The sequence below is a fragment of the Micromonospora sp. L32 genome (assembly GCF_052068055.1).
In the GTDB taxonomy this organism is placed as follows: domain Bacteria; phylum Actinomycetota; class Actinomycetes; order Mycobacteriales; family Micromonosporaceae; genus Micromonospora; species Micromonospora purpureochromogenes.
In genome coordinates, this window is record NZ_JBQHDD010000001.1 from 553,357 (window position 1) to 569,553 (window position 16,197).

Sequence of the window (16,197 nt, forward strand, 5' to 3'; positions counted from 1 at the left end):
GTAACCTGGTGACGAAGTTCCACCCAGAGACCGCTGGTCACCGTGCTCCGGCACGGTCGAAGGTCCCGCGATGACGGGCGACCCGCGCAGGGCGGCAAGCGAAAATCGGCTCCTCCCGTGGTCCGCCGACCATGGTGATCGTGCCGGCCCTCGCCCCGTGCGCCCTGCGCCGGGGCTTTTCTCGTTGTCGTGATCCTCCGCCGCCGTCCCAGGCCTCCCGGCCTGCCGACGGCGACCAGCCTCGAGCAACGAGAGAGGAGGGACATGGCGGACAAGCCGATCCGGGCCGACAAGGCCACGGCCGTCGCTGAGCTGACCGAGAGCTTCCGTAACGCGGGCGCTGCGGTGCTGACCGAGTACCGTGGTCTGACGGTTTCCCAGCTCACCCAGCTGCGGCGCTCGCTCGGCAAGGAGACCACCTACACGGTCGCGAAGAACACGCTGGCCAAGCGTGCCGCGACCGAGGCGGGCATCTCCGGCCTCGACGAGCTGTTCACCGGTCCTACCGCGCTGACTTTCGTTTCGGGCGACGTCGTCGAGGCGGCGAAGGGGCTTCGCGACTTCGCGAAGGCCAACCCGAAGCTCGTCATCAAGGGCGGTGTCTTCGAGGGCAAGGCCATTTCCGCGGCCGAGGTCACGAAGCTCGCCGACCTGGAGTCCCGTGAGGTGCTGCTGGCCAAGCTGGCCGGCGCGATGAAGGGCAACCTGAGCAAGGCCGCGGCCCTGTTCCAGGCTCCGCTCTCCAAGACCGCCCGTCTGGCGGCCGCCCTGCAGGACAAGCGCGAGAAGGAGGGCGCCGAGGCGGCCTGAGGCCTCCCGGCGCACCCAGTTCTTACCTAACAGATTCAGGAAAGGACGCCAGACATGGCGAAGCTCAGCACCGACGAGCTGCTCGACGCGTTCAAGGAGATGACGCTGATCGAGCTCTCCGAGTTCGTGAAGCAGTTCGAGGAGACCTTCGAGGTCACCGCCGCGGCTCCGGTCGCGGTCGCCGCTGCCGGTGGCGCTGCTGCCCCGGCCGAGGCCGAGCCGGAGAAGGACGAGTTCGACGTCGTCCTCGAGGGCGACGGTGGCAAGAAGATCCAGGTCATCAAGGTCGTGCGTGAGCTGACCGGCCTGGGCCTCAAGGAGGCCAAGGACGCGGTCGAGTCCGCGCCGAAGGCCATCCTGGAGAAGGTCAACAAGGAGACCGCCGAGAAGGCCAAGGCCAAGCTCGAGGGCGAGGGCGCCAAGGTTACCCTCAAGTAATTGAGGTACGACCAGGCGCGCGCCCGGCTCACGTGAGCCGGGGCACACCGCATCGCGGCGGGCGGTGATCCGGGAACGGATCACCGCCCGCTGTGGTTGGTGGCTGTCGGTGGCAGCGGCGTGAGCAGGACGTCCGGCACCCGGCGTACGGCACCACGGTGGTGCCCGGCAATGGTCCCGGAGCGGGAAAGAGGGCGGCGACCCGACGCCGGCCCTTGACGCGGCACCGGACTGCCAGGCACGCTGACACCAGCAAGACCTTCCGCGCTTGCGACGGCCACCACTTGGGTAATGGCAACGGCAGCACCACCCGCCGCGCCACCCGAGCGGCCCGCAGGAACGCCGCGTTCCGAGCGGCCCGGCAGACCCGGTTTCCCGGGGTCCCGAGGCACGTTCCGCGACGACCTGCGGGGTGGGCTGGACAGCGGTTAGCCTCTCGGCTACACTGCTAGTTTGCGCTGCCTTCCGACTTGACCCCTGCTCGGAAATGTCCGTTTACGGATATTTCTGGTGGGGTCATTGGAGTGCACGCGTACCAGCCGTTCTGCAGCACCGGTCCTCGGAAGGACGCATCTTGGCAGCTTCCCGCCCTGCGAAGACCAGTCGTACGTCGAGCGCTTTCGCTCCCCGCCGAGTTTCTTTCGGCAGGATCACCGAACACCTCGAGGTCCCCAACCTCCTCGCCATTCAGAACGAGTCCTTCGACTGGCTCGTCGGCAACGAGGCTTGGCAGGGCCGGTCGGCGGACGACCCGCACGCACGATCGGGTCTCGCGGAGATCCTCGAAGAGATCAGTCCCATTGAGGACTTCTCCGGCACCATGTCGCTCTCCTTCTCGGCTCCGCGCTTCGACGAGGTCAAGGCCTCGATCGAGGAGTGCAAGGAGAAGGACCTGACCTACTGCGCGCCGCTGTTCGTGACCGCGGAGTTCACCAACAACACCACTGGCGAGATCAAGAGCCAGACGGTGTTCATGGGTGACTTCCCGATGATGACGCCGAAGGGCACCTTCATCATCAACGGCACCGAGCGCGTCGTGGTCAGCCAGCTCGTCCGGTCCCCGGGCGTCTACTTCGACAAGCAGCCGGACAAGACCTCCGACCGCGACCTCTCCAGCGTCAAGGTCATCCCGAGCCGGGGTGCCTGGCTGGAGTTCGACATCGACAAGCGCGACACGGTCGGCGTCCGCATCGACCGCAAGCGTCGGCAGGCCGTCACGGTCCTGCTCAAGGCCATCGGATGGTCGGCCGAGCAGATCCGTGAGCGGTTCGGCTGGTCCGAGCTGATGATGACCACGCTCGAGAAGGACCACATCGCCGGCCAGGACGAGGCGCTACTCGACATCTACCGGAAGCTCCGCCCTGGCGAGCCGCCGACCCGTGAGAACGCCCAGACCCTGCTCGACAACCTCTTCTTCAACCCGAAGCGGTACGACGTCGCCAAGGTCGGTCGTTACAAGTTCAACAAGAAGCTCGAGCTGGACGTCCCGATCACCACGGGCACGCTCACCGAGGACGACATCGTCGCCACCGTGGAGTACCTCTGCCGGCTGCACGCCGGTGAGGACGGCTACGAGGCCGACGACATCGACCACTTCGGCAACCGGCGCCTGCGTACGGTCGGCGAGCTGATCCAGAACCAGGTCCGGGTCGGCCTGTCCCGGATGGAGCGGGTCGTCCGCGAGCGGATGACCACGCAGGACGTCGAGGCGATCACGCCGCAGACCCTGATCAACATCCGCCCGGTGGTGGCGGCGATCAAGGAGTTCTTCGGTACGTCGCAGCTGTCCCAGTTCATGGACCAGACCAACCCGCTGGCGGGCCTGACCCACCGGCGCCGGCTGAGCGCGCTCGGCCCGGGTGGTCTGTCCCGGGAGCGGGCCGGCTTCGAGGTCCGTGACGTGCACCCGTCGCACTACGGTCGGATGTGCCCGATCGAGACGCCGGAAGGCCCGAACATCGGCCTGATCGGCGCGCTCTCCACCTTCGCCCGGGTCAACCCGTTCGGCTTCATCGAGACGCCGTACCGGAAGGTCGTCGAGGGTCGGGTCACCGACCAGATCGACTACCTGACCGCGGACGAGGAGGACCGGTACGTCAAGGCGCAGGCCAACGCGCCGCTGAAGGCGGACGGCACCTTCGCCGAGGACCGGGTCCTGTGCCGCCGTAAGGGCGGCGAGACCGAGGACGTGGTTCCCAGCGCCGTCGACTACATGGACGTCTCGCCGCGGCAGATGACCTCGGTCGCGACCGCGATGATCCCGTTCCTCGAGCACGACGACGCCAACCGGGCCCTGATGGGCGCGAACATGCAGCGCCAGGCGGTGCCGCTGGTCAAGGCCGAGGCGCCGCTGGTCGGCACGGGCATGGAGTACCGGGCCGCCGTCGACGCCGGTGACGTCGTCGTCGCCGAGGTCGGTGGTGTGATCGAGGACCTCTGCGCCGACTACATCACCATCCACCAGGACGACGGCCACCGCCGGACGTACCTGCTGCACAAGTTCCGCCGCTCCAACGCCGGCTCCTGCGTCAACCAGAAGCCGGTCGTCTTCGAGGGCGACCGCGTCGAGGCCGGTCAGGTCATCGCCGACGGTCCGTGCACCGACGAGGGCGAGATGGCGCTCGGGCGCAACCTGCTGGTGGCGTTCATGTGCTGGGAGGGCCACAACTACGAGGACGCGATCATCCTGTCGCAGCGCCTCGTGCAGCAGGACGTGCTCACCTCGATCCACATCGAGGAGCACGAGGTCGACGCCCGGGACACCAAGCTCGGCCCGGAGGAGATCACCCGCGACATCCCGAACGTCAGCGAGGAAATGCTCGCGGACCTCGACGAGCGCGGCATCATCCGGATCGGCGCCGAGGTCGTCCCCGGCGACATCCTGGTCGGCAAGGTCACGCCCAAGGGCGAGACCGAGCTGACCCCGGAGGAGCGGCTGCTCCGCGCGATCTTCGGTGAGAAGGCGCGCGAGGTCCGGGACACCTCGCTGAAGGTGCCGCACGGCGAGACCGGCACGGTCATCGGCGTGCGTACCTTCTCCCGCGAGGACGGCGACGAGCTGCCGCCGGGCGTCAACGAGCTGGTGCGGGTCTACGTCGCCCAGAAGCGCAAGATCCAGGACGGCGACAAGCTCGCCGGCCGGCACGGCAACAAGGGCGTCATCTCCAAGATCCTGCCGGTCGAGGACATGCCGTTCCTGGAGGACGGGACCCCGGTCGACATCGTGCTCAACCCGCTCGGTGTGCCGAGCCGGATGAACATCGGTCAGGTGCTGGAGACCCACCTCGGCTGGGTCGCCAAGACCGGCTGGAGCGTGGACGGTGACGACGCGGAGTGGAAGAAGGCGCTGCGCTCGATCGACGCCCACGAGTCCGAGCCGGACACCAACGTGGCCACGCCGGTCTTCGACGGTGCCCGCGAGGCGGAGATCTCCGGTCTGCTCGCGTCGACCCTGCCCAACCGGGACGGCAAGCAGCTGATCGGGTCCTCCGGCAAGGCGCAGCTGTTCGACGGTCGTTCCGGCGAGCCGCTGCCGGACCCGATCGCGGTCGGCTACATCTACATCCTGAAGCTCAACCACCTGGTCGACGACAAGATCCACGCCCGGTCGACCGGCCCGTACTCGATGATCACGCAGCAGCCGCTGGGTGGTAAGGCGCAGTTCGGTGGCCAGCGCTTCGGTGAGATGGAGTGCTGGGCCATGCAGGCGTACGGCGCCGCCTACGCCCTGCAGGAGCTGCTGACCATCAAGTCCGACGACGTCCTGGGCCGGGTCAAGGTCTACGAGGCGATCGTCAAGGGCGAGAACATCCCCGAGCCGGGCATCCCGGAGTCGTTCAAGGTGCTGCTCAAGGAGCTGCAGTCGCTGTGCCTCAACGTCGAGGTGCTCTCCAGCGACGGCGTGGCCCTGGAGATGCGCGAGACCGACGACGAGGTGTTCCGGGCCGCGGAGGAGCTGGGCATCGACCTGTCCCGGCGCGAGCCGAGCTCGGTCGAAGAGGTCTGAGGTGAGCGGTCGGGAGCCGGCTCGCCGGCTCCCGACCCCACCCACTAGCTAGCAGTACAGACGACGACATAGGGGACATAGTGCTCGACGTCAACTTCTTCGACGAGCTGCGCATCGGCCTCGCCACCGCCGACGACATCCGTCAGTGGTCGCACGGTGAGGTCAAGAAGCCTGAGACGATCAACTACCGCACCCTGAAGCCGGAAAAGGACGGGCTCTTCTGCGAGAAGATCTTCGGTCCGCAGCGGGACTGGGAGTGCTACTGCGGTAAGTACAAGCGGGTCCGCTTCAAGGGCATCATCTGCGAGCGCTGCGGCGTCGAGGTGACCCGTTCCAAGGTCCGTCGTGAGCGGATGGGGCACATCGAGCTGGCCGCTCCGGTGACCCACATCTGGTACTTCAAGGGCGTGCCGAGCCGGCTGGGCTACCTGCTGGACCTCGCCCCCAAGGACCTCGAGAAGATCATTTACTTCGCCTCGTACGTCGTGACGAGCGTGGACGCCGAGTCGCGTCACCGTGACCTCTCGACCATCGAGAACGAGATCCTGGCCGAGAAGCGGCAGTCCGAGAACAGCCGCGACTCGGAGATCGAGAAGCGGGCCGCCAAGCTCGAGGCCGACCTGGCCGAGCTGGAGGCCGAGGGTGCCAAGGCGGACGTCCGGCGCAAGGTCAAGGAGGGCGGAGAGCGCGAGATGCGCCAGATCCGCGACCGGGCCCAGCGCGAGATCGACCGCCTCGACGAGGTGCTGGACACCTTCCGCAAGCTGGAGCCGAAGCAGCTGGTCACCGACGAGCTGCTCTACCGCGAGCTGCGCGACCGGTTCGGCGAGTACTTCACCGGCGGCATGGGCGCCGAGGCCATCAAGGCGCTGGTCCAGAACATGGACCTCGACGCCGAGGCCGAGAGCCTGCGCGAGACCATCCGCTCCGGCAAGGGCCAGCGGAAGATCCGGGCGCTCAAGCGGCTCAAGGTCGTCGCGGCGTTCCTGAACACCCGCAACTCGCCGCTCGGCATGGTGCTGGACTGCGTCCCGGTCATCCCGCCGGACCTGCGCCCGATGGTGCAGCTCGACGGTGGCCGCTTCGCGACCTCCGACCTGAACGACCTGTACCGCCGCGTGATCAACCGGAACAACCGCCTCAAGCGGCTGATCGACCTCGGCGCGCCCGAGATCATCGTCAACAACGAGAAGCGGATGCTCCAGGAGGCCGTCGACGCGCTGTTCGACAACGGCCGTCGCGGCCGGCCGGTCACCGGTCCGGGTAACCGCCCGCTCAAGTCGCTGTCGGACATGCTCAAGGGCAAGCAGGGCCGGTTCCGCCAGAACCTGCTCGGCAAGCGCGTCGACTACTCCGGCCGTTCGGTCATCGTGGTCGGCCCGAAGCTGAAGCTGCACCAGTGCGGCCTGCCCAAGCAGATGGCGCTGGAGCTGTTCAAGCCGTTCGTGATGAAGCGGCTGGTGGACCTCAACCACGCGCAGAACATCAAGTCCGCCAAGCGGATGGTCGAGCGGCAGCGGCCGGTCGTGTGGGACGTGCTGGAAGAGGTCATCGGCGAGCACCCGGTGCTGCTGAACCGCGCGCCGACCCTGCACCGCCTGGGCATCCAGGCCTTCGAGCCGCAGCTGGTCGAGGGCAAGGCGATCCAGATCCACCCGCTCGTCTGCACCGCGTTCAACGCGGACTTCGACGGTGACCAGATGGCGGTGCACGTGCCGCTGTCCGCCGAGGCCCAGGCCGAGGCGCGGATCCTGATGCTGTCGTCGAACAACATCCTCAAGCCGGCCGACGGCAAGCCGGTCACCATGCCCACCCAGGACATGGTCATCGGTCTCTACCACCTCACCCACCTCACTCCGGGTGGCAAGGGCGAGGGCCGGGCGTTCAGCTCGGACGCCGAGGCGCGGATGGCGTTCGACAGCGGCGAGCTGCACCTGCAGACCCCGGTCAAGATCCGGCTGCGCGGTGTGGTCGGTGTCGACAACGGCGCCGGCGCCGAGCCGTGGGTCGCGCCCGAGGGCTGGGCCGAGGGCGAGCCGCTGACCGTGGAGACCACGCTGGGCCGGGTCCTGTTCAACGAGACGCTGCCGCAGGGCTACCGCTTCGTGAACTACGAGATCCGCAAGGGCCAGCTCTCCGCGATCGTCAACGACCTCGCCGAGCGCTTCCCGAAGGTGGCTCTCGCGGCCACCCTGGACGGGCTCAAGGAGGCCGGTTTCCACTGGGCCACCTGGTCCGGCGTCACCATCGGCATGGAGGACGTCATCGCGCCGCCGCGCAAGCGGGAGATCCTGGCGCGGTACGAGAAGGACGCCGACCAGATCGACAAGCAGTACCAGCGTGGTCTGATGACCGCCGAGGAGCGTCGCGGCGAGCTCATCGAGATCTGGACCAAGGCGACCAACGAGGTCGCCAAGGAGATGGACACCGCGCTGCCGCAGGAGAACCCGCTGTGGAAGATGATCCACTCGGGTGCCCGCGGTAACCTGCTCCAGCTCCGGCAGATCGCGGCGATCCGTGGTCTGGTGGCCAACCCGAAGGGCGAGATCATCCCGCGGCCGATCAAGGCCAGCTACCGGGAGGGTCTGTCCGTGCTGGAGTACTTCATCTCCACGCACGGTGCCCGTAAGGGTCTCGCCGACACCGCGCTGCGGACCGCCGACTCGGGTTACCTGACCCGTCGTCTGGTGGACGTCTCGCAGGACGTGATCATCCGCGAGGAGGACTGCGGCACCGACCGGGCGATCCCGATGCAGATCGGCGAGCGGCTGGACAGCAAGCTGGTCGTGCACACGCACGCCGAGACCAGCGTGCACGCCCGGACCCTGGCCGACGACATCAAGGGGCCGGACGGCAACGTGGTGGCGCAGCGCGGTCAGGACCTCAACTCGATCCTGGTCGACAAGATCGTCGCCGCCGGGGTGGAGACGGTCCGGGTGCGCAGCGTGCTCACCTGCGAGTCGAAGCTGGGCGTCTGCGCGGCCTGCTACGGCCGCTCGCTGCCGACCGGCAAGTCGGTCGACATCGGCGAGGCGGTCGGCATCATCGCCGCCCAGTCGATCGGTGAGCCGGGTACGCAGCTGACGATGCGTACCTTCCACACCGGTGGTGTCGCGGGTGAGGACATCACCCAGGGTCTGCCCCGTGTCCAGGAGATCTTCGAGGCCCGGATCCCGAAGGGCAAGGCGCCCATCGCCGACACCCCGGGCCGGGTCCGGATCGAGGACGGCGAGCGGTCCCGGAAGATCATCGTGGTGCCGGACGACGGCAGCGAAGAGATCGTCTACGACAAGATCTCCAAGCGGGTCAAGCTGCGGACCCACGACGGGGACCACGTCGAGGTCGGCGAGAAGCTCACCGAGGGCACCATCGACCCGCACGAGCTGCTCCGCATCCTCGGCCCGCGCGCGGTCCAGGTCCACCTGACCCAGGAGGTCCAGGAGGTCTACCGCTCGCAGGGTGTGCTCATCCACGACAAGCACATCGAGATCATCATCCGCCAGATGCTCAAGCGGGTGACGGTCATCGACTCCGGCTCGACCGAGTTCCTGCCGGGCGTGCTGGTCGACCGGGCGCTGTTCGAGTCGGAGAACCGCCGGCTCGTCGGCGAGGGTGGCGAGCCCGCCGCCGGTCGCCCGGTGCTGATGGGTATCACCAAGGCCTCGCTGGCCACCGACTCCTGGCTCTCGGCGGCCTCCTTCCAGGAGACCACCCGGGTGCTGACCGACGCGGCGATCAACTCGCGCAGCGACTCGCTCGTCGGCCTCAAGGAGAACGTGATCATCGGTAAGCTCATCCCGGCCGGTACGGGCATCAGCAAGTACCGCAACGTCCGGGTGGAGCCGACCGAGGAAGCGAAGGCCAAGGTCTACTCGATGACCGGCTACCCGGAGACCGACTACGGCTTCGGGCCGGCCAGCGGGCAGGCTGTGCCGCTGGACGACTTCGACTTCGGGTCGTACCGCTAAGCAGTGACCGACGAGGCCCCCGGCGTGACCGCCGGGGGCCTCGTCGTGTTCGGGGGTGGGCCGGCCTTCGGGGCCGAGGTGGCCGGTCCCGGCGTGCGCCGGCGGGCATGATGGGGGTATGACGACCGCTCCCGGGCAGCTGCCCGTGGCGCACCAGCCGCCACGCCACCCGCTCGACCCCGACCCGGCGCCCGCGACGAAGGCCCGCGCCGTCTTCGCGCTGGGCCTGATCGGGGCGCTGACCGGGCTCTTCGTCGGCGGGGTGGTGCCCGCGACGGTGGCGCTCCAGCTCGCCCGGCAGGCCCGGCGGGAGGCGTACGCCTCCGGCGGGTACCTCACCGGTGCGGCCTGGCTGCGGCAGGGGGAGCGGCTGGCCTGGGCGGGTCTGGTGCTGGTCGCGGTCGCCGTGGTGACGCTGGTGGTGATCGGCGTGGTCCGGCTGGCCGACGCTCCGTTCGGGCAGGACTACGCCCCGAACGTGGACTGAGCGCCGGTGCTCGCGCGGGCCCTGCGGGGCGGTGCGCGCCGACGGTAGCCTGGCCGGTGTCCGTCGCGCGGCGAGGGATCTGGCTTGTCGACAGGAGGACCACGTGACGGAACCGGCGCCGCCGTCGGGAGCCGACCCGGGCGGCCAGCCCGCCGGGCCCCCGGAGACGGGCGCGCCCGGTTCCGCCGGTGCCGCCCCGCCCGCGACCGCCGTTCCCGAGGTCTCGCCCTGGTCGGCGCAGGGGGCCGCCACGGGCGACCGGTCGACCCCGGGCGCCGGCACGCCGCCGGAGGCCAACCCCATCGGGTACGCGTCGCCGCCGGCGCCGTCGCACCCCGGGCAGTTGTCGCCGGGTCAGCCCTTCGGTGGTCACCCCGGGCAGTTGTCGCCGGGGCAGTCGGGTCAGGTGGCCGGGCCGTACCCGGGGGCGTCTCCGGCGGGGGCGTACCTCGGTGGGGCGCCGGGGGGCGGGTGGCCGCCCGGTCCGGGGTGGCTGCCCCCGCCGCCGCGGGAGGCGCCCAAACCGCCCAAGCGGGTCGACGCGGTACCGGGTACCCCTTTCGGGGTGGTCCATCTCGACGTGCCGGCGGTGACCTCCGGTCCGGCGGTGGGCTCGCTGGTGGCCGGGGTGGTGTCGATCCTGGTGTCGGTGCTGGTGGTCTGCTTCGGTGTCGGGGCGGCGCGGTACGGCGGGGCCTGGGCGGCCGGGGCGTTCACCGTGCCGGGCGCGCTGGCCGGGGCGGCCGCGATCGTGGCCGGGCTGCTGGCCCGGTGGCAGATCCGGCGGGCGGCGCCGCCGCCGGCGGTCCGGTTCACCGGGCGAGGGCTCGCCACGGCCGGGATCAGCTGCGGGGCGACGGGTCTGCTGCTCTGCCTGGCGGGCCTGGGGCTGGCGTTGCTGCTGCAGTTCGGGTGACGGCGGTCGCGGCGGGGGCGACGGGCCGCTTCCGAGGGCAGCCGGTACACTTGGAGCCGTAGGTGCCCAGCACGGGCGAGCAGGCGCCACGGGGCGGGCGACCGGCGGGGTTTGAGATCCGCCGGACCATTCCGTTTTGACCTGCGAGGCTGTGGTAGGTACTCTTTCCCCTTGTGCCCGGGCCCGCCCGGGCAACTCGTGCGTGCGCGGGTCCCGGTTCATCCGGCGATCGAGCGGCCGTACGACACAGTCCAAGACCCGGCGCACGGTCCACCGCGTGCCGGCGAACAGAACCCGGTGCGACGCGCGAGCGACGGCACCGGGACCGTGAGCTGGGCGACACGCCCGACCGCGGGTGCCGGGACCTCCGTGAGGTGGCCCTGGTCGGAATGTAGGAGAGCCGTCCATCAGGTCGGCTAACGAGCAGACGGCGCGGCCGCGACAGCGGCCGAAGGGAGCGGAGAAACCCGGTGCCCACCATCCAGCAGCTGGTCCGAAAGGGCCGCCAGGCCAAGACGACCAAGACGAAGACCCCGGCGCTGAAGGGTTCCCCTCAGCGGCGCGGTGTGTGCACCCGCGTGTACACCACCACCCCCAAGAAGCCGAACTCGGCGCTCCGCAAGGTCGCTCGTGTCAAGCTCAGCAGCCAGATCGAGGTGACCGCCTACATCCCGGGCGTCGGTCACAACCTGCAGGAGCACTCGATCGTGCTCGTCCGCGGCGGCCGGGTGAAGGACCTCCCCGGCGTGCGTTACAAGATCGTCCGCGGTTCGCTGGACACCCAGGGTGTCCGCAACCGCAAGCAGGCGCGCAGCCGGTACGGCGCGAAGAAGGAGAAGAGCTGACATGCCGCGTAAGGGACCCGCTCCGCGGAAGCCGCTGGTCGCTGACCCGGTGTACAACTCGCCGTTGGTCACCCAGCTGGTGAACAAGATCCTGATGCGCGGTAAGCGTCAGCTCGCCGAGCGCATCGTGTACGCCGCCCTGGAGGGCTGCCGCGAGAAGAGCGGCACCGACCCGGTCGTCACGCTCAAGCGCGCGATGGACAACGTCAAGCCGACCCTCGAGGTCCGCAGCCGCCGTGTCGGTGGCGCGACCTACCAGGTGCCGGTCGAGGTGCGTCCGGCCCGCGCGACCACGCTCGGTCTGCGCTGGCTGGTGACGTACTCCAAGGCCCGTCGTGAGAAGACCATGGTCGAGCGGCTGATGAACGAGCTGCTGGACGCGAGCAACGGTCTGGGTGCCGCCGTCAAGCGGCGCGAGGACACGCACAAGATGGCGGAGTCCAACAAGGCCTTCGCGCACTACCGCTGGTAACACCCTGGTTCCGGCGCCGGACCGGCGCCGGAACCGCCACCAGTTGAGTCGAGACGACGATAAGTAGGGATTGAAGTGGCCGCCGCAGACGCGCTCGCCAACGTACGCAACATCGGCATCATGGCGCACATCGATGCCGGTAAGACCACGACCACCGAGCGGATCCTGTTCTACACCGGTATCACGTACAAGATCGGTGAGGTCCACGAGGGCGCTGCCGTCATGGACTGGATGGAGCAGGAGCAGGAGCGTGGTATCACCATCACCTCCGCTGCCACCAAGTGTGAGTGGAAGGGCCACACGATCCAGATCATCGACACGCCCGGTCACGTCGACTTCACGGTCGAGGTCGAGCGGTCGCTGCGGGTGCTGGACGGTGCGGTCGCGGTCTACGACGGTGTCGCCGGCGTGGAGCCGCAGACGGAGAACGTCTGGCGTCAGGCCGACAAGTACCACGTCCCCCGGATGTGCTTCGTCAACAAGCTCGACCGGACCGGTGCCGACTTCTTCCGCTGCGTGCAGATGATGATCGACCGGCTCAACGCCACCCCGCTGGTGCTCCAGATCCCGATCGGCCTCGAGGGCGACCACATCGGCGTCGTCGACCTGATCGGCATGCGCGCCCTCACCTGGCGCGGGGAGACCCAGAAGGGTGAGGACTACGCCATCGAGGAGATCCCGGCCGAGCTGGCCGACTCCGCGGCGGAGTGGCGCGAGAAGCTGATGGAGACCCTGGCCGACGTCGACGACTCGGTGATGGAGAAGTACCTGGAGGGCGAGGAGATCTCCGTCGAGGAGATCAAGGCCGCCATCCGTCGGGCCACCATCGCCAGCAAGGCCAACCCGGTGCTCTGCGGCTCGGCGTTCAAGAACAAGGGCGTGCAGCCCATGCTCGACGCCGTCGTCGACTTCCTGCCGTCGCCGCTGGACGTTCCGGCGATCGAGGGTACGGCCACCGACGGCGAGACCCCGCTGCAGCGGAAGCCGTCCAAGTCGGAGCCCTTCTCCGGCCTGGCCTTCAAGATCCAGACCGACAAGCACCTCGGCAAGCTCACCTACGTCCGGGTCTACTCCGGCGTGGTCGAGACCGGTACCCAGGTGGTCAACTCCACCAAGGACCGCAAGGAGCGGATCGGCAAGATCTACCAGATGCACGCCAACAAGCGGGAAGAGCGCAGCTCGGCCCAGGCTGGCGACATCATCGCGGTGCAGGGTCTCAAGCAGACCACCACCGGTGACACCCTCTGCGACCCGGCGAACCCGGTCATCCTGGAGTCGATGACCTTCCCGGAGCCGGTCATCGAGGTCGCGATCGAGCCGAAGACCAAGGCCGACCAGGAGAAGCTCAGCACCGCCATCCAGCGGCTGGCCGAGGAGGACCCGACCTTCCGCGTCAAGCTGGACGAGGAGACCGGTCAGACGGTCATCTCCGGCATGGGCGAGCTGCACCTGGACATCCTGGTCGACCGGATGCGCCGCGAGTTCAACGTCGAGGCGAACATCGGCAAGCCGCAGGTGGCGTACCGCGAGACGATCCGCCGCAAGGTGGAGAAGATCGAGTACACCCACAAGAAGCAGACCGGTGGTTCCGGCCAGTACGCCCGCGTGATCGTGAGCGTCGAGCCGCTGCCGCTGGACAACGACTCGCCGACCTACGAGTTCGCGAACGCCGTCACCGGTGGCCGCATCCCCCGGGAGTTCATCCCCTCGGTGGACGCGGGTGCCCAGGACGCGATGCAGTACGGCATCCTCGCCGGCTTCCCGCTGGTGGGTGTCAAGCTGACGCTGCTGGACGGCCAGTACCACGAGGTCGACTCGTCGGAAATGGCATTCAAGATCGCCGGCTCGATGGTGATGAAGGAGGCGGCCCGCAAGGCCGACCCCGCGCTCCTCGAGCCGATGATGGCCGTTGAAGTCACCACTCCGGAGGAGAACATGGGTGACGTCATCGGCGACCTCAACTCCCGGCGCGGCATCATCCAGGCGATGGAGGAGCGCAGCGGCGCTCGTATCGTCCGGGCCCTGGTGCCGCTGTCGGAGATGTTCGGCTACGTCGGCGACCTGCGGTCGAAGACCCAGGGCCGGGCTAGCTACAGCATGCAGTTCGACTCCTACGCCGAGGTTCCGCAGAGCGTGGCGAAGGAGATCATCGCCAAGGCGACTGGTGAGTGACGCTCACCTGAGTTGATCCGATGGTTCGAGGCTGGTCGCGGGAGGGCACTCCCCGCCCGCGGCCACCTCGATCGGGTTGTGTGAGACCGGGCCTGTAGGCTTCATCGCCGCAGAACCCACCAAAGCTCTCCGGCCGCCAGGCCGGAAAGGCTGTCGACAGAGTCCTAAGCGCCAATCGGCGCGCCGGGGCGAACGAACCAAGAAGTCCACAGGAGGACACCAGTGGCGAAGGCGAAGTTCGAGCGGACTAAGCCGCACGTCAACATCGGCACCATTGGTCACATCGACCACGGTAAGACGACGCTGACGGCGGCCATCACCAAGGTCCTGCACGACCAGTTCCCGGACCTGAACCCGTACACGCCGTTCGACGAGATCGACAAGGCGCCGGAGGAGAAGGCCCGCGGCATCACGATCTCCATCGCGCACGTCGAGTACCAGACCGAGGCGCGTCACTACGCGCACGTCGACTGCCCCGGTCACGCCGACTACATCAAGAACATGATCACCGGTGCCGCGCAGATGGACGGCGCGATCCTGGTGGTGGCGGCGACCGACGGCCCGATGCCGCAGACCCGCGAGCACGTGCTGCTGGCCCGTCAGGTCGGTGTGCCGTACATCGTCGTGGCGCTCAACAAGAGCGACATGGTCGACGACGAGGAGCTCCTGGAGCTCGTCGAGCTCGAGGTCCGCGAGCTGCTGTCGGCGCAGGAGTACCCGGGTGACGACCTGCCGGTCGTCCGGGTCTCGGCGCTGAAGGCCCTCGAGGGTGACCCCGAGTGGACCGGCAAGCTCCTGGACCTGATGAACGCTGTCGACACCGCGATCCCGCAGCCGGAGCGCGAGACCGAGAAGCCGTTCCTCATGCCGATCGAGGACGTCTTCACGATCACCGGTCGTGGCACCGTCGTCACCGGTCGGGCCGAGCGCGGCATCCTCAAGCCGAACGAGGAGGTGGAGATCGTCGGCATCCGCGAGAAGTCGATGAAGACCACCTGCACCGGCATCGAGATGTTCCGCAAGCTGCTCGACGAGGCCCGCGCGGGTGAGAACGTCGGTCTGCTGCTGCGCGGCATCAAGCGCGAGGACGTCGAGCGCGGCATGGTTGTCATCAAGCCGGGCACCAGCACCCCGCACACCGAGTTCGAGGCGACGGTCTACATCCTCTCCAAGGAGGAGGGCGGCCGGCACACCCCGTTCTTCCAGAACTACCGTCCGCAGTTCTACTTCCGGACCACGGACGTCACCGGCGTCGTCACGCTGCCCGAGGGCACCGAGATGGTCATGCCGGGCGACAACACCACCATGACCGTGAAGCTGATCCAGCCGATCGCCATGGAGGAGAACCTCAAGTTCGCGATCCGCGAGGGTGGTCGTACGGTCGGCGCTGGTCGCGTCACCAACATCCTCAAGTGAGCTGGGTAACCCCGATTAGCGTCGCCGCCGGTCGTGCGGCATACTAGTCAGGTTGCGTAACGACGGTTAGTCACCTGCGTCCGGTGAAAGCTGGACCTCCGGGAGACCAACAGTCGCGCGTAGGGTGGTTGATCGCCCCTGGCGGTCAACCACCCTCGCACGGCGTCCAGATCGCTGTGATGCGATCGGCGCCTTGACCCACCGCGTGGTTCAAGAACCGCTCCGGAGTCCCGGGGCGGAGCCTGACCCCAGGGCGCGACACGCCCGACCGCGGGGGTCGGCGAAGTGGGCCTGTACCAGCCGGTACAGGCGCCCGCAACACAGCGGCATCGAGAGAAGGAACAGAAGCCACCATGGCGGGACAGAAGATCCGCATCCGGCTCAAGGCCTATGACCACGAGGTCGTCGACTCCTCGGCTCGGAAGATCGTCGAGACGGTGACGCGTACCGGGGCGCAGGTCGCAGGCCCGGTGCCGCTGCCCACGGAGATCAACCGTTTCTGCGTTATCCGCTCGCCGCACAAGTACAAGGACTCGCGCGAGCACTTCGAGATGCGCACGCACAAGCGGCTGATCGACATCATCGACCCGACCCCGAAGACGGTCGACTCGCTCATGCGCCTCGACCTGCCGGCTGGCGTCGACATCGAGATCAAGCTGTAGGGACC

General features: G+C 68.4%; 11 protein-coding genes. All 11 read left to right on the forward strand.

The genetic code is table 11. The features are described from left to right. Window positions 1-264: 264 nt before the first annotated feature. The 11 genes from rplJ (at window position 265) to rpsJ (ending at window position 16,192) form a co-directional block, all read left to right on the forward strand. Window positions 265-810 carry a 50S ribosomal protein L10 gene (gene rplJ, locus ACTMTB_RS02745; RefSeq protein ID WP_120729737.1) on the forward strand — a complete coding sequence of 182 codons (546 nt, stop codon included), beginning with the start codon at window positions 265-267 and terminating at the stop codon, window positions 808-810. Window positions 811-864: 54 nt separating this feature from the next. Next, entirely contained in the window at window positions 865-1,248 is a 384-nt protein-coding gene (rplL, locus tag ACTMTB_RS02750; protein WP_088960246.1) for a 50S ribosomal protein L7/L12, read from the forward strand. Between the two features lie 574 nt (window positions 1,249-1,822). Continuing rightward, window positions 1,823-5,254 (forward strand): DNA-directed RNA polymerase subunit beta, encoded by a 3,432-nt coding sequence (gene rpoB, locus ACTMTB_RS02755; RefSeq protein ID WP_441142324.1) that lies wholly within the window; start codon window positions 1,823-1,825, stop codon window positions 5,252-5,254. An 80-nt stretch (window positions 5,255-5,334) separates the two neighbouring features. Next, entirely contained in the window at window positions 5,335-9,222 is a 3,888-nt protein-coding gene (locus ACTMTB_RS02760) for a DNA-directed RNA polymerase subunit beta' (protein ID WP_441142325.1), read from the forward strand. 118 nt (window positions 9,223-9,340) lie between these two features. Then, complete coding sequence (locus ACTMTB_RS02765; protein WP_154941815.1) at window positions 9,341-9,709, forward strand: hypothetical protein; 369 nt, start codon at window positions 9,341-9,343, stop codon at window positions 9,707-9,709. Between the two features lie 493 nt (window positions 9,710-10,202). Further along, window positions 10,203-10,625: a hypothetical protein gene (locus ACTMTB_RS02770; RefSeq protein WP_441142620.1), complete on the forward strand. Its 423-nt coding sequence runs from the start codon at window positions 10,203-10,205 to the stop codon at window positions 10,623-10,625. Window positions 10,626-11,095: 470 nt separating this feature from the next. Continuing rightward, a complete protein-coding gene (gene rpsL, locus ACTMTB_RS02775; protein ID WP_007465318.1) occupies window positions 11,096-11,470 on the forward strand; it encodes a 30S ribosomal protein S12 in 375 nt (124 codons plus the stop codon). 1 nt (window position 11,471) lies between these two features. After that, window positions 11,472-11,942 carry a 30S ribosomal protein S7 gene (gene rpsG, locus ACTMTB_RS02780; protein ID WP_088647009.1) on the forward strand — a complete coding sequence of 157 codons (471 nt, stop codon included), beginning with the start codon at window positions 11,472-11,474 and terminating at the stop codon, window positions 11,940-11,942. Window positions 11,943-12,017: 75 nt separating this feature from the next. After that, window positions 12,018-14,114 (forward strand): elongation factor G, encoded by a 2,097-nt coding sequence (gene fusA, locus ACTMTB_RS02785; RefSeq protein ID WP_346538166.1) that lies wholly within the window; start codon window positions 12,018-12,020, stop codon window positions 14,112-14,114. Between the two features lie 222 nt (window positions 14,115-14,336). Further along, complete coding sequence (gene tuf, locus ACTMTB_RS02790) at window positions 14,337-15,530, forward strand: elongation factor Tu (protein ID WP_334569340.1); 1,194 nt, start codon at window positions 14,337-14,339, stop codon at window positions 15,528-15,530. A gap of 353 nt (window positions 15,531-15,883) precedes the next feature. Beyond that, entirely contained in the window at window positions 15,884-16,192 is a 309-nt protein-coding gene (gene rpsJ / locus ACTMTB_RS02795; RefSeq protein ID WP_007073037.1) for a 30S ribosomal protein S10, read from the forward strand. The last annotated feature ends 5 nt before the right edge of the window (window positions 16,193-16,197 follow it).